Origin of the sequence: Wolbachia endosymbiont (group A) of Epagoge grotiana (genome assembly GCF_947251775.1) — a bacterium.
GTDB lineage: Bacteria > Pseudomonadota > Alphaproteobacteria > Rickettsiales > Anaplasmataceae > Wolbachia > Wolbachia pipientis.
On record NZ_OX366387.1, the window covers coordinates 611,820 to 631,613 of the forward strand.

The 19,794-nt window shown below is 34.5% G+C and carries 14 protein-coding genes and 1 pseudogene; 6 read left to right on the forward strand and 9 right to left on the reverse strand.

Translation table 11 applies throughout. The features are described from left to right. Positions 1-454: 454 nt before the first annotated feature. The 3 genes from recF to OPR50_RS02865 all read right to left on the reverse strand — a co-directional run bounded on the left by recF (position 455) and on the right by OPR50_RS02865 (position 3,653). A complete protein-coding gene (recF, locus tag OPR50_RS02855; RefSeq protein ID WP_182309709.1) occupies positions 455-1,552 on the reverse strand; it encodes a DNA replication/repair protein RecF in 1,098 nt (365 codons plus the stop codon). A gap of 16 nt (positions 1,553-1,568) precedes the next feature. Next, entirely contained in the window at positions 1,569-2,036 is a 468-nt protein-coding gene (gene bcp, locus OPR50_RS02860) for a thioredoxin-dependent thiol peroxidase (RefSeq protein WP_264339215.1), read from the reverse strand. Between the two features lie 189 nt (positions 2,037-2,225). Next, a complete protein-coding gene (locus OPR50_RS02865; protein ID WP_264339214.1) occupies positions 2,226-3,653 on the reverse strand; it encodes a sensor histidine kinase in 1,428 nt (475 codons plus the stop codon). A gap of 66 nt (positions 3,654-3,719) precedes the next feature. Here OPR50_RS02865 and OPR50_RS02870 point away from each other — a divergent pair, with 66 nt between their 5' ends. The 4 genes from OPR50_RS02870 to OPR50_RS02885 all read left to right on the forward strand — a co-directional run bounded on the left by OPR50_RS02870 (position 3,720) and on the right by OPR50_RS02885 (position 6,750). Continuing rightward, positions 3,720-4,895, forward strand: coding sequence for an aspartate aminotransferase family protein (locus OPR50_RS02870; RefSeq protein WP_264339213.1), 1,176 nt, complete (start codon positions 3,720-3,722; stop codon positions 4,893-4,895). A 15-nt stretch (positions 4,896-4,910) separates the two neighbouring features. Next, on the forward strand, positions 4,911-5,417 hold the full coding sequence (gene rimM / locus OPR50_RS02875) for a ribosome maturation factor RimM (protein WP_182309759.1): 507 nt from the start codon (positions 4,911-4,913) through the stop codon (positions 5,415-5,417). Positions 5,418-5,479: 62 nt separating this feature from the next. Beyond that, positions 5,480-6,046 (forward strand): elongation factor P, encoded by a 567-nt coding sequence (efp, locus tag OPR50_RS02880; protein ID WP_012673415.1) that lies wholly within the window; start codon positions 5,480-5,482, stop codon positions 6,044-6,046. Positions 6,047-6,054: 8 nt separating this feature from the next. Continuing rightward, positions 6,055-6,750, forward strand: coding sequence for an inositol monophosphatase family protein (locus OPR50_RS02885; protein ID WP_265024242.1), 696 nt, complete (start codon positions 6,055-6,057; stop codon positions 6,748-6,750). Between the two features lie 118 nt (positions 6,751-6,868). On the opposite strand, the gene hemA is transcribed toward OPR50_RS02885, so the two are convergent. The 5 genes and pseudogenes from hemA to OPR50_RS02910 all read right to left on the reverse strand — a co-directional run. Next, positions 6,869-8,077: a 5-aminolevulinate synthase gene (gene hemA / locus OPR50_RS02890; protein ID WP_264339582.1), complete on the reverse strand. Its 1,209-nt coding sequence runs from the start codon at positions 8,075-8,077 to the stop codon at positions 6,869-6,871. 71 nt (positions 8,078-8,148) lie between these two features. Further along, a complete protein-coding gene (locus tag OPR50_RS02895) occupies positions 8,149-11,895 on the reverse strand; it encodes a host RNA manipulator TomO (protein ID WP_265024243.1) in 3,747 nt (1,248 codons plus the stop codon). 43 nt (positions 11,896-11,938) lie between these two features. Beyond that, positions 11,939-13,834, reverse strand: a complete 1,896-nt coding sequence (gene htpG, locus OPR50_RS02900) for a molecular chaperone HtpG (protein WP_182309722.1) — start codon at positions 13,832-13,834, stop codon at positions 11,939-11,941. Between the two features lie 110 nt (positions 13,835-13,944). Then, the gene (locus OPR50_RS02905) at positions 13,945-14,700 is read right to left on the reverse strand and encodes a recombinase zinc beta ribbon domain-containing protein (RefSeq protein ID WP_264339581.1); all 756 of its coding nucleotides are present in this window, start codon (positions 14,698-14,700) and stop codon (positions 13,945-13,947) included. Between the two features lie 24 nt (positions 14,701-14,724). Next, positions 14,725-15,222 (reverse strand): annotated as a pseudogene (locus OPR50_RS02910) (helix-turn-helix domain-containing protein); the annotation flags it as partial. A gap of 113 nt (positions 15,223-15,335) precedes the next feature. On the opposite strand from OPR50_RS02910, the gene OPR50_RS02915 reads away from it, so the two are divergent. Together OPR50_RS02915 and OPR50_RS02920 are read left to right on the forward strand one after the other, a co-directional pair. Beyond that, positions 15,336-16,232, forward strand: a complete 897-nt coding sequence (locus OPR50_RS02915; protein ID WP_265024244.1) for an Rpn family recombination-promoting nuclease/putative transposase — start codon at positions 15,336-15,338, stop codon at positions 16,230-16,232. Positions 16,233-16,252: 20 nt separating this feature from the next. Further along, positions 16,253-16,792 (forward strand): pyrimidine dimer DNA glycosylase/endonuclease V, encoded by a 540-nt coding sequence (locus OPR50_RS02920; protein ID WP_182309724.1) that lies wholly within the window; start codon positions 16,253-16,255, stop codon positions 16,790-16,792. A 687-nt stretch (positions 16,793-17,479) separates the two neighbouring features. Here OPR50_RS02920 and OPR50_RS02925 read toward each other — a convergent pair. Then, entirely contained in the window at positions 17,480-19,768 is a 2,289-nt protein-coding gene (locus OPR50_RS02925) for a TomO hydrophobic C-terminal domain-containing protein (RefSeq protein WP_265024245.1), read from the reverse strand. Positions 19,769-19,794: the final 26 nt, after the last annotated feature.

A 19,794-nucleotide genomic window follows, 5' to 3' on the forward strand; every position in this document is an offset into this window, starting at 1 on the left:
AGTAGCGGAATAACGGTTGTCGTTTAGCTATGAATATTAAGAAATTTACCAAATGAAAAAAAAGGCAAAAGAAGCCCTGGTCATTGTCTATTTTCAGTATTGGCGTTTTTTAAGTCTTAAACACTGCAATTTAGCTGCTTTTGAATGCAACTCACCTTAGTTTGAATGTTTAAGAAATTTACTAAGCAGAAAAAAATGCAAAAGAAACCCCGTGTTAGCTAGTTGTCACTCTCTAATCCTGCAAAATCGGCGTACTATACTGTCTTAAACGACTTATAAGCGCGTTTCAGCTTATATAGGTAAAAACCCAGAAATGTTGTGAAGACATAAGGTGCACATAGTGTAAAAAATTAAAAATAAGACGCCAACTACGTTGTTTTCTTGCTGTTTAATCTGCACAGATGAAGATAACTGAATACCTTCAGTATCATGATAAGGGGGCTGGCGAGGTTTGTCAAGGAAGTTTTGCATTTAATTCATTTGATAATTCAAAAAACTTGAAAGAATAAAGATAGTTATTAAAATTATCTTGATTTACATCAGTTATCCAAGTTTGACATTGAATACTTAACATTTCCTCTATTAACGCCTTTCTGTAATGTTTATCCAGATGAGACATTATATCGTCAAGCAGAAGAAGTGGTGCCTTATTGTAATGAATACACCTTGCTTTTACACTGGATAAAATAATAGAAAGCAGTAATAACTTTTGTTCTCCAGTGGAGCACAGATTTATTGGTACGTTTCTTTTTTGACAAAAAACCCGAAAATTATCGTTATGCACACCAAAGGTTACTCTACCAGTCAATGAATCTTTTTCTCTGTTTTCCTTTAGACGATTCTGAAAATATTCTGCAGTATCGTCCAAAGTTAGCTGGCTGCTGAATTTCAAACTTGCCTTCGGAAAAAACTCACTGGAATGGTTATCAATTGTGTCTTGTAGTGTCTTTAAAACAGACGATCGCATACGTAAAATACTAACTGCATTAACGGCCATTATGTTTTCAAGACTAGAGAGCCAATTTTCGTCCAAGGTGTTCTCTCTCAACAGTTTACTTCGCTCACGTTTAGCTTTTCTGTGTTTCATGTAGCAGCAAGTGTAATTTTCCTCAAACAGTGAGACTATACGGTCTAAAAATTTTAATCTGTCACTTGGAGAATTAAGAAGAACATAGTCCATTTGTGGAATCAGCCATATTACATTGGATATCTTATACAGAGATGAATAACTTGATTGCGTTTTTCCATCAATTTGTATTAGTTTCTTATCAAAACTCTTTGCGATACCAATTGAATTAAAATCCATTCCATTAAAAAAATCATAGTGCACTGCCCAATCTTCATTACTGAATCTATTTTGTATCTCACTGGCTTTTGCTTTTTTCATTCCATTGCTTTTAGCAAGCAACGAGATTGCTTCAAGTATATTAGTTTTACCAATACCGTTTTTGCCAGTTATTACAACTGAGCTATCATCTGAATCCAGTTCAAAGTTTGAGTGGCTACGAAAATTATGTAATTTCAGCTTTTTTATGTAGCAATGGGTAGCCATTAACCTATTCTTTAGTTTATATTCTCTTTACTTCTTCCAGAACCTCATCAACATGTCCACTAACTTTTACATTTTTCCAGATCTTCACTATTTTACCTTTTTTATCTATTAAAAAAGTAGTGCGTTCTATTCCCATATACTTTTTGCCAAACATACTTTTCTCTACCCAAACACCATATTTTCCCAACATTTCAGCATTCTCATCAGAAACTAAAGAAAACGGCAGAGAATATTTTGCTTTGAAGTTAGTGTGACATCTAACACTATCTTTTGATACACCAATTATCACTGTGTCAAGGAAAGAAAAATCATCTATTTTATCTCTAAAGCCTTTTGCCTCCATTGTACAACCCGGAGTATCGTCTTTAGGATAAAAATAAAGAACTACATTTTTTTTATCAAAAAATTCACTCAGTGATAAATTTTCACCAGAATCTGTTAGTAAGCTAAAATCGGGTGCATTATTTCCTACTGCTAATTCCATACCTTGCTCCATTAATAACACTTCTATCTATAGTAGTATATTGTAGTCAGAGTATCAAATTTTATATATAGCTAACAGATAAGATTCTTGATGGGGGCTTATTGATGAATTTCTGCCTACCTTCTCGGCTTGCCGCTTTTGATAAAGTGTGGTTTTCGTCTGATGTAAGGCCATATCAAATAGATCCTATTAAAAATCAATCGAATCTTCACATGTTTGTTCTTCATAAAAGAAGTTCAATGTTATCGTAGTACCAAGTTTTGCTTCACTTTTAATGTCAAAAGTTCCACCCATTAACTCTACTAATTTCTTGCTTAGCGGCAATCCGATGCCCGTACCTTCGTTTCTATACCCCGAATCTGCTTGGCCAAAAACAGACATAACTTTATATATGTCCTGCTGCATTATTCCTATTCCATTGTCATGAAACTCAATAGTTAATAAGTTTTTTTCTATATTTTCTTTTATCACCATTCTTATTAAACCATCTTTGGGAGTAAACTTGATTGAGTTTGATAATAAATTTATTATAACTTGTTTCATTCTCTTGGGATCTGCAATGACTAATAATTGTTTACTAGTCATCTCTTTTTTTAAATTAATCCCGGCTTCTTTTAATTTAGGTAATAGCATATTTACGCATGAATCCATTATTTTGTTCAGTTTAAACTTCACTTTTTCTACTGTTAAACTACTTGATTCAGCTTTAGAAAAATCGAGCACATCATTAATTAAGGTAAGTAAGTGTGTTCCTGCATTATATATATCGTCTGCATACTCCTTGTATTGAGAATTATCCATTGAACCTAAAGTTTTATTTTTGATCAACTCCGCAAATCCAATAATAGCATTAAGAGGTGTGCGTAATTCATGTGTAACGCTTGCAAAAAACTTTAGCTTGTTTGCATTTTCTTGCTCTAATGTCTCTTTTATCTGCTGTAATTCAATGTTAGTTTTATGTTGCTTGGCTAGCATTTGGGTATTAGAAAAGTGCAAATAGAACATTATTAATATTAAGATTATTAATAATAGGCCCAAAAATGTTAAAAACAGGCCATATGCTATAACATAAGAATTATTGTAGTTTCGAAGAATCTTCAAAAAAAACGACGGTTTAACGCTATTTTCATGGAATATAGGGAAAATAGAAGTTAATGTATTTCCTGTAGTATAAAATATTTCTTGGTTACTTAATAGTTTATCAATTTCATCGTTTGTAAGTAACTGTTCATAATCATAATCTTGAGTGTTAAAATTACTGAATATTATTCTGCCGTTTTGATCATACAGTATTAAGCTGAAATCCTTTACTTTGCTCACTGATTGTAATAATTCAGCACGTAGTTTTACTAGTTGGTTTATGTAGTCAAAATTTTTGTATTTAATGTGATGCTTTTCTATTAGTAAATAATGGTATTTTTTTATTATGCCATTTTCCAGTACGCTTTTTAAGTTTACACTTGAATCACGGTAAGAAGAAAGGAAATTACTCCTTAGTAAATAATTACAATATATCACACTGAATAAAATCATAAAAATTGATGAGAATAATGCGATAACTTTTGTGTATTTGTTTTTCCCCAGTGCAGAAAACATTAATTTACCTATCTTATACATATCCTTACTCATTGCGAAACAACGGCTTTTATGTTATTAATAATAAAATTTAGCATATAATATTTTATGACAATTTCTCCTATTTTGCCAGTTTATTCTCCTGTTAATATAAATTTTTCTCATGGCAAAGGTATCTACCTATATGATGTTGATGGTGAGCGCTACGTAGATTTTCACTCCGGAATAGCCGTTAGTAGCTTAGGTCACACCAATTCAAGATTAATTAGTGCTCTTAAATTGCAAGGAGAAAAATTATGGCATATATCAAATACCTATAATATACCTGCTGCCAATAATTTTGCAGAAAAATTAATAAACAATAGTTTCGCTGACACTGTATTTTTCTCAAATTCTGGATCAGAGGCAGTAGAATGTGGACTTAAGATTGCTAGGATCTATCAAAATGGAAAAGGCAATAAAAATCGTCACAGAATTTTAACATTTCATGGTGCATTTCATGGAAGAACCTTTTTAACTTGTGCTACAAACGATAAACAGAAATTTTCTGAATTACTAAATCCCTACATTGATTGGTGTGATAACATCGAGCCCAATATTGAGAGCGTAAAGAAAGCAATTTCAAGTGGTATAGGCGTTATATTAATAGAACCAATACAAGGGCAAGGTGGTATCAAAGTAATGAATGAAGTCTTTATGAAAGAACTAAGAAGGCTGTGTGATGAAAATGACATATTGTTATTTTTTGATTGCGTACAATGCGGTGCTGGTAGGACAGGAAAATTATTCGCATACGAACATATAGGAGTGGAACCTGATATATGTGCTCTTGCAAAGGGAATAGGCGGGGGGTTTCCGCTGGGGGCTTGTCTTGCAACTGAAAAGGCTGCTAAATATATGGCAGTTGGTATGCACGGTTCCACTTTTGGTGGCAATCCGCTTGCAACCTCAGTAGGTAATGCTGTGCTCGAAGAATTGCTCAGCCCCGGCTTTTTGAAAAATGTTGAAATTAGAGGTAAATACTTAAAAAATAAACTAGAAAACTTAGCAAGTAAATTTTCAATAATAGAAGAAGTGAGAGGGAAAGGGTTAATGCTTGGAATAAAAGTGAAAGCAGACAATCAAAAGTTTGCAGAAGAGTTAAGTCATCGTGGTTTACTCACTGTTGGAGTAACATCAGATAACGTTGTGAGAATTTTACCTCCACTAATTATCACTGAAAAAGAGATTGATGAAGGAATTGAGATTCTGGCTCAATATTTATCTGAGAAATCTTCTGATTAGATGCTTGATATTAATATGAACGACAATCTGGTATGCTTAGGAATTATTACCTCTCCTCACGGAATTAAAGGAGCTGTTAAATTAAAAACTTTTACCGAAAAACCTGAAAATATATCCTTATATGGTGAGCTAATAAATGGTGATGAGAATTATAAAATAGACTCAGTATCTGTCATAGGTGATAATTTAGTAATAGCTACAATGAGCGGAGTAAATTCCCGTAATGAAGCAGAGCTTTTAAGGAATAAGAAGCTATATATAGAAAGAAGCAAGTTACCAGAGCTAAATGATGAGGATGAATTTTATCAAAGTGACCTTGTAGATATGGAAGTAAGGCTGAAAAGTAATGAATTATATGGCTATGTAAAATCTGTGTATAATTTCGGCTCAGGGGATATATTAGAAATTTTAGTTATCAGCACAAAAAAACGTATTATGCTATCTTTCACTAAAGAGATATTTTCACATATAAATATAAAGGGGAAGTATATAGTATTAAATATGCCAGAATTTATTGACTAATAAAGACTTTGATATTTATATAAAGCTATTTATAATTGTAAGATCAAACTGAAAATGTAATTATGGCAGAAAGAGCTAACGATATCAGACCAGGTCAGGTGTTGGAACATAACGGCGGATTATTTTTGGTTGTAGGTATTATGCATACTCAACCTGGTAAAGGTGGTGCATACATACAAGCTGAAATGAAAAATATCAAGACCGGAGCAAAACACTATGAAAGATTTCGCTCTGATGCAACAATCAGAAGGGCAATTTTAGATGAAGAGGAGTATGTTTACCTTTTCACTGAAGGAAACATTGTAAATCTTATGCATCCAAGTAATTACGAGCAAATCACTATAAATTTGGATTTATTGGGAGAAAAAAAGATTTATCTACAGGATAACATGAAAATTAAAGTTGTAGCTTATCAAGACAAAATAATTTCTGCGCATGTGCCTGATTATGTTACACTTGCTGTGAAAGAAACAGAGTCTGTTATTAAAGGACAAACTGCTACTGCTTCTTATAAGCCTGCAATTTTGGAAAACGGAATGCGCGTTAACGTGCCTCAGTTTATAAAAGAAGAGGATAAAATTGTAGTATATACTCCAGATGACAGCTATTATGAAAGAGTGAAAGAGTAAAAAGAAGAATGTCCATCTCATCACCACGAATTAATGTGATGCTTGATTCTGTGCGTAGTGCTTCCAGGCAGCTTATGCGCGATTTTAATGAATTACAAATCTCTAATGTTAAATCAGCAGACTTTATCAATAAAACTTATTCAAAATCCAAGCAAACCATATACGATTGCTTGCACGATTACAAACGAGACTATGATTTTATTTTTGAAGATGATACTGATCAAGAAGTAAAAGATGACACTTATACCTGGTTTATTATGCCTATAGAGGGCAGGGAGAATTTTTCTAGTTGCATGGTTTATTTTGCAGTATCAGTCTGTCTCATTCATAAAAATAAAGTTGTGGCAGCTGTAATTGATGCTCCGGCTCTTAGAGAAACTTTTTGGGCAGAAGAAAAGAAAGGTGCTTTTCTTGAGGATTTTAGATCTCGTCATATAAAAATGCGGGTGAAAAGACGTGAAGGGGGTCTAATAGATGTAAGTGGTAATTTGTTAAATAAATTGCTGCCTGGCAATAGTAGTGTACGCTCCATCGGTTCAACAATTTTAGGCTTTGCATACCTTGCGGCAGGAAGGCACAGAGGAACAGTTTATTCTGGAGTTAACAAATATAAAACCTTGCTCGGTAGACTTTTTCTGCAAGAAAGCGGTGGAAGGCTAACAGAAGACAACGGATTGATTATTGCTGGAGATATAAAACTATAGCTAAAGTAATTTATGTTTACCTACAATTTGATAAGCGTAAAACTCGTCATTCCGCTACTTGTTAGCGGAATCCATGCTGAAATACCGCGAATAAATCGCGGTATGACGTAGGGCTGTACTAGCTATAGCATAAACAGGCTAAAGAGATAGACAACTTCTCAAAAACTTTTACAAGAGATTCTGTTAAATGCTCTATCATTTCATCTGTATGATAAGGTGTAGGGGTAATACGGAAACGCTCAGTTCCTCTTGGAACTGTCGGGTAATTTATATGTTGAACGTATATTCCATACTCATCAAATAATAATTTTGATGCTTTTTTGGATAACTCTGGGTCGCCAATTATTATTGGAATTATATGAGTTTCTGTTAAAATGAAGTTAATTCCTGCATTTCTCAGTGAGTTTTTTACTTTTTCAACGACTTGCTTTTGCTTTTCCCTTTCAATGTTGCTTGATTTTAGGTGTTCAACGCTTGCCTTTGCTGCCGCTGCTAAAACAGGCGACATAGCAGTGGTAAAAATAAATCCTGGAGCGGAACTTCTTATTACATCTACCAAGCTCTTTGAAGACGCTATATACCCACCCATCACTCCAAAAGCCTTTGATAGTGTACCTTGAATAACGGTTATTCTATCCATCAGGCCTTCTCTTTCTGCAATTCCGCCACCATGTGAACCATACATGCCAACTGCGTGCACCTCATCCAAATAGGTAATTGCATTATGTTGATCTGCAAGATCGCATATTGCTTTAAGCGGCGCTATATCGCCATCCATTGAATATACGGATTCAAGTGCTATTATCTTTGGTGTTTTTGTGTCTACGGACTTTAACAACTGCTCTAAGCGATCAACATCATTATGTCTAAATATATGTTTTGGCCTTTTTCCTGATTTTATGCCTTCTATCATCGAAGAATGGTTCTTCTCGTCTGAAAAAATTACTACGCCAGGAATAACAGACGATAAAGTGCTAAGTGTTGTCTGGTTAGCGAGGTAGCCACAAGCAAAAGTTAAAGCAGCCTCTTTTTTATGCAAACAAGCTAAGGATTTTTCCAGTTCGACAACCTCTTTTGTTGTACCAGATATATTTCTTGTTCCCCCCGCACCAATTGATGAATTTTGAATAGCAGCAATAACTTTCTCGTTCTGCGACATTCCCAGATAATTATTACTGCACCAGACGATTACTTCCCTATTTCTTTCATAGTCCATAATGTGGGGGAGCCTACCTGGCAATGACGCAAAGTGCGTAAATTCACGGTAGCGCCCCTCATCTTTTATATCTTTGATTTTGTTTAAGAATATTTCTTCGTAGTTTACCAAGTTTTTATTCACTAATAATTAATACAATTATAATAAATTATTAAACGATAGACTACTATATTTATTCATCGTCAGCTACAGCAAGGTGTAATTTTTTGCATATCATCATTAACCCTTTCGACCTTATCGTTTTCAATTAAGGTTTTAGGCCTATAGCAGTAGGTAACTATAGCTACAATAAGACAACAAGCTCCAACTGCTATCCCCACTGCTAACATTTCTAAGTAAACAGAGATAGCTATCGAAGCTACTGCAGCCACGACTAGTGTTGAAACAACTATAGTAGACAATGTGCTTTTTTTGATATTCTGTGGAGAATCATTATCTTCTTCACTTGGATCATTATCATTTTCTATATCTTTCATGAGAGGCTTGTGATCATCCAGAGTTATAGTGGAAGCACTATTAGATTGACTTATCACCATACCTATAGACTGCACAGATACACTACTATCATCCACCCCTTTGCTATTCTGCTCTAGATTATCGGCAGGTAGTTGATCACTACCATTCTTTGACACTACACCTACACTACTATCACCTGCACTTTGCAAATTAGTATTACCTTTTTCACTTGAATCATAACTCTGTACCATAGGTTGAGCTTCCAGCAAAAGTACACCATTTTGATTACTTGCAACTTCATCAATATCTTCACTAATAGTTTCAACCAGACAACTCACATCCCCTGAAACCTGCGCATCAACATGAATAACACGCTCTCTATCCACAAAGGATAATACTGTGCTATTGTCCACATAGCCGCTGCTTTGTAAACTCACACCACTTTTTTCCACTTTATTGTTTTCAGTATCACTACCCACAGGAGTTACCTGATCACTTATAGTAGCGCTAACATCTTGTATATCTTTATTGTTTTGATTATCAGACTGTCTACCATTACTTTGAACATTATTCACTTGTCCAGAATTTTCTTTAGCTACTAAAGGTGTTGGCACTGATTTTGGTTGTGGCTCTTGTTTATCACTATCACCTTCAAGCGTAGAACCATCCTTACTATTTGTTGTACCTAACATAGATTCTTCTGCATCATAAAAAACTTCATCACTTAGAGAAGCTTGTTTTTCCTCATCGCTATCAACTGATAACACGGTAGCACTTTTACTTTGAGGAACAAGAGCGTCCTGTGTACTTAAACTTTCAATATCATCCGTTTGTTCTGGAACTGGAGTCTCAGAAACTTCTTGTTGCTCTTGAGTATTAGAAGGCTGTGCCTTAAGTTTTGCACTTTCTTCTGGTACATGTTCAGCAGGTTGAGCATGAGCTTGTTTTTTCTCATCATCAATATTAACAGGAGCTTCGTGACTACTTGTAGTAGCGCTAACATCAGTTACTGATGATACAGCAGCCTTAGCATCAGTTCCAATGCTTTTGATCTTTTTTTCAAGAAAATCTCTAGTTTTTAAGAGTGTGTTTCTCTGATCAATGCATCTTTGCTTCTTAGTAGGACCTGGATTGATAATGTTCTTCTCCTCCTCCTTCTTCTTTTGAATTTCAGCATTTACTTTGTCTATGATACTCTTCAAAATAGGTTCATCTTTTATATTATTCCTTTTTAAGTAACTCTCCATCGTCTTAGGAATGTAGATAGCATTCAACAATTTCTGCTCTGTGCTGTTTTTATTTCTAGACATTTTCTGCTTTGTACTTTTTTTATCTCTAGACATTTTACCCCCCCTATAATCATTATCTATAGCTTCTTCTATTGAAGCCTCTTCATTGTTCATAATATTTTCTCGTCTGTCCACATTTTCTTGTGGTTGTTGACTGCCAGTACTTTCAAGTCCTGGATTTTCTGATAGAATGTCACTTGTTATAACTGGAATTTCTAATTCATCTGCAACGTTATTACTTCTTTTTCGTATTATAAAAGTTCCAGGAGTTTGGCACATTTCATCCCACAAATCTTGACGTTCATGACAGGAATATTTTTGCACATCAATAGAAAATTGCAGAATATTTCTAATTTGCATTAAACTGAATATTAGATCAATATTCTTTTGACGTTTATTGTCTTTTGGATCTTTAGTGTATTCATCATACACTATGCAAGCAGTCTGAACTAATCCATTTACAATACCTGGAAGACGGCTGTTATATTCACGTAAAGCTTCAGATTGCAATAATTTGTTTTCCTTTTCCAGATCTTCTATGCGCTTTTCTATGCTAGATTTAAAAATCTTACACTCCTCTTGAAAAATTACGTTAATTGCACCCTCTTCTGTGTATAAGTAACATACTTCCTTGACTAAGGAGTAATCTTCTTGGCCTATTGAGTAGTGTGTTGCATTTTTCAGTATATTCTGTATGACCGGCCTAATCACTTGCTCATTATGTGATACGTTTTGATGGATTTCTTTAGTGTAAAAAAGCACCTCGACTATAACGTCTGTGTTTGTGTATTCAACATTAGACAATGCAATGAGGATTGATTCGTGTATGTTATCAAATTCGTTATTTTTAAATTTTTGATTGAGATAGCCGATAACATCATTGCTGCATTTAGCACATTTTTCACACAAGTGCTCGATAAATGCAATATTACCAGCATCCAATGCAGTTTTCAGAATTAAATCATAAATTTCTTTTCTGCCACGAGCTCCTATGTTTTTCAGGATTTGTTGCCCTAGTATTGTAATAACTTTATCATCCGCAAATGCTTGTTCATATACATCGTAAATGGCATGATCTGCACTATTAGTGTATCGTTTGCACAGGTATTCAATGACAGATGTGTGTTCCTGGCTTATCGCAGTTTCTAATAAAGTAACAAAACTCTTTTTTAATAACTCTTCTGTTGAGGCTTTTTTAGTTAGCTTATTAATATATCTTTCAAATGCACCCAGCACTATCGTGATGAATTCTTCATTTTTGATCAGAGACGCTGTTTCAAGCACACCATACAAAGAATCAGGATTACTTGTTTTTAACACCTGTCCAAAATCTCTTAAAACGTATTCGACAAAAACTGCATTTAATAATTCTTGCTCTTTTCTTAATGCTATAACTGAGAAAAAACCAATCTTATTAGGTTCGACAAGTTGTATAGTTTGATCTTTTAATCTTCCATAAACTCCATCGGTACCATGGAATTTTTCTATAAAAGCTTCAATATATTTTTGACCACCAACAAGGAGAGGTAAAAGACTTAAATTTCCTTCAGCAAAAAGAAAATCCTGATATTGCTCTACTAGCTTGTCATTAGCTGCAATTGCCAATAGTACCAATTCTTTTACTGAATAATCATACTTGAAACCCTCTTGATCAAATTTATATTGTGATAGTACATTTGAATATATATGTTGATGGTTGCTTCCGTTTTGTAACTCCAAATTAAGTTGATTTGAACAGAAATCTTTGAGATTTTCATTATCCAGCGTAATAGACCTGCCTTCATAATCTTCAATATTTTGTACAACCTTGTCTAATTCTTCACAATTATCTTCTTGTATAGCTTGATTTAAGATATTTATAATCTCAGCAAAAGTTAAGTTTTTAGGAATGATACCATATGAATCTTCATCTTTTAACTCTACAGTAAACGACCTATCACAACCATCAGGAAAGTTTGCAAGTATTGCATTCTCTAAACTTAGATCTTCAGGGGGTGTGCTACATGGAGTAGCTGGTATCTCTTGACTTTCGCTATCTAAAACTTCAAACTCTTCTTCAATACCTGAATCTTCAGAATCTGGTTTTTCAAAACCATGCCAACTTTTGATTAATCTTTCAGAATTTGATTGGCCCTGTGAAGTTGTATCTTGTGATACAAAGTCTCTAAAATTGGAACCAAACATGTTTTACCTCCTAACTAGCAGCTAAGCTAAGCTAAGTATAGCATTAAACAGAAATCTTGCCAAGCAAATTATTCAGTCTCTTAGCAAAGCTGCTCGCGTCATCCATCTCTTCGCCTTCCACGATGCAAGCTTGGTAAAACAATAAGTGAACCATGTCCTCCAATGTTGGGTTTTCACCACTTTCAGCATAAGATTTCATTATACTCTTTATTACAGGATGCTTAGTGTTAATTTCAAGCACCTTTGGCGTGCGGTAATTTAGCTGCTTTTGTTCACGCAAAAAACGCTCCATGCGAAGATCCATAGCACCTTCATCAACCGCTAGGCATACGGGACTATCAGTCAATTTTTTGGAAATTTTTACGCTTTTTACTGAATCTCCAAGCACTGTGGTAAAATATTGCAATATAGTTTCCTCAGTTTTTTCTTCATTCGATTTGTTTTCTTCATTTTTCTTATCTTCTTCTGAAGAGAATTTTTCCAAATCAACATCAGCGCGAGTCACAGACTTAAACTTTTGATCTTTATATTCATGAATTACACTAGTCCAGAAATCATCCACTGGATCAACGAACAGAAGAACCTCCAGCCCTTTACTGACGAACCCCTCAAGTTGCGGACTGTTTTTCACTGAATCGAGGCTATTTCCGGTGAGATAATAGATATGTTCCTGCTCAGGCTTCATTCTGCTTATATAGTCATCAATGCTGACTAATTTCTCATCACCAGTACTATGAAATCTGCAAATTGAGAGTAGTGCTTCTCTCTCATCAGTTGGCATAGCTTCACAAAGACCTTCCTTTAAAACTGCACCAAAATTGGTCCAGAATTTTGTATATTCCTCTAAATTCTCTTTTGCTTTTTTACCGAGCTCTGATATCACACGCTTAGTGAGAGATTTTCTGATCTGCTCAACAACACGATTATTCTGCAGCGTTTCTCTGCTGATATTAAGAGGCAAGTCCGGTGAATCAACCACGCCTTTCAGAAAACGCAAGTATTGTGGTATAATCTGTACGTTATCTTCAGTGATAAATACTTTATTTACATATAACTTCACAGAGCAACGTCTATCTGGATGGAATAAATCAAAAGGTTTTATAGAAGGAACATAAAGCAAATTTGTATATTCTATTGCACCTTCATTTTTATTATGCAATATCATCCAGGGCTCCCCGCCAACGTGAGCAACACTGCGGAAAAAATCGTTGTGCTCCTCTTGAGTAACGTCATTTTTTGGCTTAGTCCAAATTGCAGCCTTACTGTTTAACTTTTCACTTTTTCCTTCTTCGTCTATAAACTCAACAGGAAAATTTATGTGATCAGAGTAAGTAGTGACAATATTTTCAACACGAAATTTATCTAAAAACTCGTTTTCTTCAGGATGCATAATGAGCGTAATTTTGGTTCCGCGAGGGACTTGATTATCTGACTTGCTGATTGAATATTCCCCATCTCCTTTGGATTGCCAGATCCAAGACTCCTCTTCTCCAGCTTTTCTCGATTCTACTATTACTTCTGATGCAACCATAAAGCTTGAGTAAAAACCAACACCAAACTTCCCAATCAGCTCCACAGTTTGGCTTGAATCCTTGCTATTCTTAATCGCATCCAAGAACTTTTGCGTACCAGAGCTTGCAATTGTACCAAGATTGTCTATTAAATCCTGTCTATTCATTCCAATGCCATTATCAGTGATATATAGCTCGTTCTTATCTTTATTGGAGCTGATAGTGATTTTTAATTCGTCACTCAAATCTAGCAAATTAGGGTTTAGTTGAGATTCATAGCGCAACTTATCACATGCATCTGATGCATTTGATATTAATTCACGCAGAAAAATGTCTTTATTGGTGTAAAGTGAATGAATCACTATATTCAGTACTTTCCCTACCTCAGCGTCAAATTTTAAATTTTCAGTTTCTTGTACATTATGCATTTTGAGCTCCATTATTTGCCTACTACCCTAATAATTTAAGTATTGAATCACGATCTTTCAAGGTCACGTACACCAAAATTAATGTGGGTGTAGTTATTATGACACCCAATTTATGGGATCTCTTGCATAACAAACTTTTGGCAGCGCATTGGATGAAACGAAAAACTTCCTTGACACCCTTCGCCAGCCCCCTTATCATGACGTCCAGTACAATGTTGCAAATTAAAAATCTCTCCATCCTGTGCTGGTTCTTCGATTCTAAACGCCACTTCTACCTGGTCATAACCAATCTGAATTCGTTCTACTAATGCTTTAATGATGCCACGCTTAGTTTGCCAATCTAGCTGTTCCAAATTAGATTTTACACTGGAATAAAGACTCTTTATACTGTTGATGATAAGGTTCATTCCCTTCTCTATTGCTTTTTGATCAACTACCTTTTTCTTCTCTTCTTCTATCCCTCTTAAGCGTTCCCTCATTCCTTTCATCGTCTGTTTAAATTCTTCCTCACTTATATATCCTTTATCTCCTACATTTTCTTGACTATAATAGTCTTCCATTAACTTTTCGATGCCTTGTTTTATTTGATTTTCCCTTCTTGCAAACTTCTTATCTGATGATTCATCATTTTTATTTTCTGCAATTCTACGGTGATACTCATTTTTTATTATCTCTGGGTTTTTTAGTAAATTTTTCACCTTTTCCCATATAGCTGTTTCTAACATATCTGTACGGACCAATTTATTAGTACACTTCTCCCTACCATCAGTAATACGTATAGTACTACTACAGCGATAATAGCTAAACTTTTTTCCTTCAACTCCACATTGTGCACCACTATACGCATATCCACAGTTTTGACACACAACTAGACCTTGTAATAGATATTTCTTTTTTCCTATTTGGCAGTAGATAGAACCAACTTTTTCTTCAACACATTCATCAGCAGAGAGACCTATTGTTTTTGCAACAATATCAACAGAAATTCCTTCTTTAACCAAACCCTTTGCAATTTTTATTCTCTCCGTTTTTTTACTACTTTTCTCACTAATTTGAACAAACTTGGTTAGTAAACAAAATATCTTACGTAACTCTTGATCATTAATCTTTTTATATTCTCTTACTAAATTTAATATTTCTTCCCCCTCATCTTCAAGACAGATTTTTTCATTTGATACAGGAATAAGATCCTTAATATTAATTGATAATATCTCTGCCATAGCGTATAACTTCTCAATCGAAATTTTACGTGTTCCTTTTTCATATTGTAGTACTATTTGATACGTTACACCGATTTTCTCCGCTAAATCTTTTTGAGTATAACCTCGCTTTAACCTCCAGCTCCTTACTTTTTGCGCTATTTGGTACCTTATCGAGATATTTGCCATAAATATTATATAGGTTAATACTACAAAATAAAGATATACAAAATGTTTGCATTTTAGTTGAATATTTCTTCATAATTGTGTATAATTATCAATGCTTTTTAACTTACTTTCTCATGGCTCTTTCTAAGTTTCTTGATCCAAAATTCGACCTGTCCTTTAAACGAGTGTTTGGCACTGAGAAAAATAAGAATATCCTTATTCACTTCTTAAATGACATCTTAGGTTTTACTGGGGTTAACGCTATTCAAGATGTTGAGTTCCTTAGCACTATTATGGATCCTGAGATTGCTTCTGATAAACAAAGCATTGTTGATGTTCTTTGTAAGGATTCATATGGAAATAGGTATATTGCGGAAATGCAACTCGCTCGTGATAAAGGCTTTGAAAAACAGGCTCAATTATATGCTGCTAAGGCTTACTCAAGGCAGGCTGATAAAGGTGGTAAGTACATTGATTTAAAGAAGGTTTTCTTTATTGCTATTTCCAATTGTAATTTATTTCCTGATAAGCTTGATTATATATCTAGCCATACCATAAGAGATGAAAAAACTAACGAGCATGACTTAAAAGATTTTCAATTTATCTTTATTGAGCTGCCAAAGTTTCCTAAGAGTAAAGAAGAGCAGCTAGAAAATGTAGTAGATCGTTGGCTATTTTTCTTTAAATATGCAGAAGAAACAACTGATGAAGATTTAAGGAAAATAGCAGAAAAATCACCAATAATAAAGCTAGCATATGATGAGTTAGGTAAGTTCCATTGGAATGAGAAGGACCTATTAGCTTATGAAGAAAGGGTAATGGATCTACAGAAAGAAGCTGCTATCTTGGAACAAAAACTCGATGATGCTACTGAAAAAGGTAGAGAAGAAGGCATCCTTATCGGACATAAAAAAGGCAGAAAAGCAGAGAAAATTGAGGTCGCAAAGAATCTACTAAAAGCAGTTGTTTCCATTGATATTATAGCTCAAACTACTGGTCTTACAGTTAACGAAGTCAAAGACTTAATTTGATTTTATCTTTTGACACCTAGATGAACATCTTTGTACTAGATGAAAACCCAGTAATTGCAGCACGAATGTTATGCGATAAGCATATAGTGAAAATGCCATTAGAAACTGCTCAATTACTCAGTAATGTTTTTTCAACAGCGTTAAAAGCACCAAACCCTTTTGTCAGTATCACAAACCAAAATATAGAAGTTCCATATAAACTTACTCACAAAAACCATCCTTGCTCTTTATGGGCTAGACAGTCAAAAGGGAACTTTTTCTGGTTAATAAAATACGGAAGGGAGCTGTGCAAAGAGTATACTTGGCGATATAAAAGAAAACATAAATCAGAAGAAGTTATAGATTGGTGTGATAGTAATAAGAATTTGCTTGTTTTTCAATCAACCGATATAAAGCCTTTTGTACAGGCGTTACCAGATCAATATAAGTCTAGTCATTCAGTAAAAGCTTACAGAGAGTACTACCTAAAAGAAAAGATGAGGTTTGCTAAGTGGGAAAAGGGTAGAGAAGTACCGGATTGGTTGCTAAGAAGAATAGTACGGCTGAAAAGCCGCAAATAAAAAGAACGCCTTAATTAGTAGAGAGGAAGGTGCATAAAAACTAAAACATCTTCTCACTTTAACTCTTAATTAGATTTGAGGTAAATTATTAAAATCCCCACTCTTTCAACTAAGCTTGATCAAATTTAAAGATGGGAGTTTATTGAATACCTTACATGGCCAAGCCATTTAAAACTCTCCAATTTTACCCAATTGATAGTAATTTCAAGTTTATGTCTGCTGCTCAAATCTAGGCACATGCTGATTGCTCTTTTTTTATCCTAGTCCATAATTCTGGTTATCAGTACTGCGACCCAGAGGTACTCCAACATCACTAACTTCAGAAGAGCAAAGTACTCTGATAATCTGGAACTTCAAAGGAAGGTCTCGATATTACCTCTTTTATAACCTACCGAAAAGCTTAGTTCAGAACATAAACTAATCCCTTGATACGACTACTTTGCTGTTCTCTCACTATCATGCACAAAGAAATCTTGCTAATTTTTCTACTAAATTTGGTCTTTTCTTCATCTATATCTCCTTCTACACCTAGAATTTATTCACTAATCCCCTATTCTCTAGAGAAATAAGTAATGTTCTATATCACCGTCAGAGATTAATCTGCCGCACCGATAACTGATAGACCTTTTTATCTTCCCCCTTATCTCTTTTCTTGAGGTGAGTAAAACAATATATTTTTCCACATAGTTATAAGCTGGGAAACATAAAAACAGCTTCATGATCAGCCATTTTAAAAGTTTGATCAAGTTGAATATTCCTAAGCGTCGTACTTGCCTTATACGAACAATAACATCCCAATGTAAGGAGAGTCAATGCAGTAAAAGCAAGTGTAATAGATACTCCTAAATGAGACGTTGTTAAACTTATACCAACAGCAAATGCTCCAGATAATATAAAAGAAGAAGCAGCATAAATTATTTGCTTTCTACTCTGAGCTCTTGCTTCTGAGAATTGAGATTTTACTGCTGAACTTTGTTCAGAGACTCGAGATAGGTTACTAGTCCTTTTACTATAACCTTGTTTTACATTAACACCCACAGACTCAGTGACAACTTTTGAATCCATCTCATCCCGGATTAATATATCAGGATTTTCCTGCTGTTCATTAGTTAGAATAAGCTCATTATACAAATTTTCTCCAGAGCAAAAATGTGAGGGATCGATACTCAAGCATTCTTCAATGACTTCTAATCGTTCTATATTTCTTCGTAATATACTATTTGCTAATAGCAATCTCTTACATTGTGTCCCTTTTGCATCTATCTCTTGTTGCAGCTTTAATATTTTAATTTCATAGTCTTCACGTAACTCAGCTTTTCCTTCCGGTATATCTGCATTCTCCACTTCTATACACGAATCTTTGGTTTCTCCTTTTGTCTTTTCCGCTCTGAGCACATACTCATAATCATCTTCTAACCCATTTATTTTTTGCCTTAATCGTTGATTGTTCTCATTCAGACCATTTATAACTTCCTGCATCTTTTCTTTTTCATCAAATAGCAATTGCTTTTCTTCTTTCGCTGTAGCAAGTTTTTCCTTAAGTTTATCATTTTTGTCTAGAAAACCCTTATTCTCCTCTTCAAGCTCATCTACTTTTTTCTGTAACTCTTGAACCTTTTCATCTAAAGATTCATTCATCTGCTCCAATACCTTCAATCCTGATTCAATAGGCATGTTTTTAGGATAATTTTGTGCTGATCCGTTATTACAATCTCTGAAAACTCCTTCTACAACATCTATCAAAACTCGCATATTTATTTCAAGATCTATTGCTTCTTTACTCAGTGAAGTATTACTCTGCTGTTCTGCGATTTCTTTGATTTTTACCAAATTACTTACTACTACCTCCATAGGCGCAACAATTTTACTCATGCCACTTACGCCGAACTCATTACTCAGATCTGCATTACTAGTATAATCCTCACCAGTGGTAACTAGGTTAGATGGATTGGCAGGGGGTTTAATCGGGGTACTCGTATCAACAGAAGCTCCAAATGGCATGAACAGGCGACTTCGGCTGCTCTCAATCGATCTACCTAGTGAAGGTATATCACTATTATAAAGTGTTCTATCATCACTAGAGGCAACTTGCTCTTGTCTATAATTTGTAGAAGTTTCTGTTGAACTAGTACCATTTTTCTGATCTTTTCTACTGCTTTCATTCATAAAGCGATTCACCTCCATTACTGTTCTAACGTTCTTTCCAAGTTCTTCCCTTTCGGTTATAACATGAGATTCATTTTTTGCATAGTTCGTTTCGTCATATATTTGTTTATATCCTCCGTAAGATAATATCGGTTGTAGCACCTTATTCTCTACTGCCTCATCGTAGAAAATCCTCAGCTTATCACTTGATAGTATTGCCGTAGCTTCTTCTACCCCAGAATGCAATTGAGAACTTTTATTCTTGCATGAATTAACATGGTTCAGTAGAAAAATCTTAACAGAGTTTTGTTTGTATTCACTAAGCTCCTCTAATGTAATCCCCATAACTTCTTCTTTTGATTTTATGTACCCTAGAGCGTTTTCAAAGTCTTGCCTGTTAGAGGTGAGAGGTTGAGCTTTTTTTAACTTTTTAATCTTACTCCATTTTGGATTTATACCATTAACTTCAACAACTGGGGCAACACTTACAGAGTCAATCTCATTAAACACAATACCGTGATTATCTTGATCCTTCAGGAAAGCTTCTAGCTGTTTTTTAAATTCCAGTAAATTACTTAATTTACTTTCAGTAGTTTTAGACTTTGTGATTTGATCATTAACGTTCTTAGCTGCCTGGTTGTTCTTTTCATCAGTCATTATTTTCTTTTTTAATTTACCAAAGAGTTTGTCCCGTAGTTTTTTAAGTTCCTTATTATCATTACTAAATATATTGTTCATCTTGTCTTGAAAATCTCCTTTTCCTTTAAACCCCAAAACAGTATATAGATCTTCTTCACCACTCTGCTGATCGGATTTTGTATTTACAACCATAACCTTACCTAACATTAACGTAACAG

Bases quoted from the DNA above. Each gene is read 5' to 3' on its own strand.
- recF (WP_182309709.1), bottom strand. From the start codon at position 1,552: ATGGCTACCCATTGCTACATAAAAAAGCTGAAATTACATAATTTTCGT.
- bcp (WP_264339215.1), bottom strand. From the start codon at position 2,036: ATGGAATTAGCAGTAGGAAATAATGCACCCGATTTTAGCTTACTAACA.
- OPR50_RS02865 (WP_264339214.1), bottom strand. From the start codon at position 3,653: ATGTATAAGATAGGTAAATTAATGTTTTCTGCACTGGGGAAAAACAAA.
- OPR50_RS02870 (WP_264339213.1), top strand. From the start codon at position 3,720: ATGACAATTTCTCCTATTTTGCCAGTTTATTCTCCTGTTAATATAAAT.
- rimM (WP_182309759.1), top strand. From the start codon at position 4,911: ATGAACGACAATCTGGTATGCTTAGGAATTATTACCTCTCCTCACGGA.
- efp (WP_012673415.1), top strand. From the start codon at position 5,480: ATGGCAGAAAGAGCTAACGATATCAGACCAGGTCAGGTGTTGGAACAT.
- OPR50_RS02885 (WP_265024242.1), top strand. From the start codon at position 6,055: ATGTCCATCTCATCACCACGAATTAATGTGATGCTTGATTCTGTGCGT.
- OPR50_RS02895 (WP_265024243.1), bottom strand. From the start codon at position 11,895: ATGTTTGGTTCCAATTTTAGAGACTTTGTATCACAAGATACAACTTCA.
- htpG (WP_182309722.1), bottom strand. From the start codon at position 13,834: ATGCATAATGTACAAGAAACTGAAAATTTAAAATTTGACGCTGAGGTA.
- OPR50_RS02915 (WP_265024244.1), top strand. From the start codon at position 15,336: ATGGCTCTTTCTAAGTTTCTTGATCCAAAATTCGACCTGTCCTTTAAA.
- OPR50_RS02920 (WP_182309724.1), top strand. From the start codon at position 16,253: ATGAACATCTTTGTACTAGATGAAAACCCAGTAATTGCAGCACGAATG.
- OPR50_RS02925 (WP_265024245.1), bottom strand. From the start codon at position 19,768: ATGGTTGTAAATACAAAATCCGATCAGCAGAGTGGTGAAGAAGATCTA.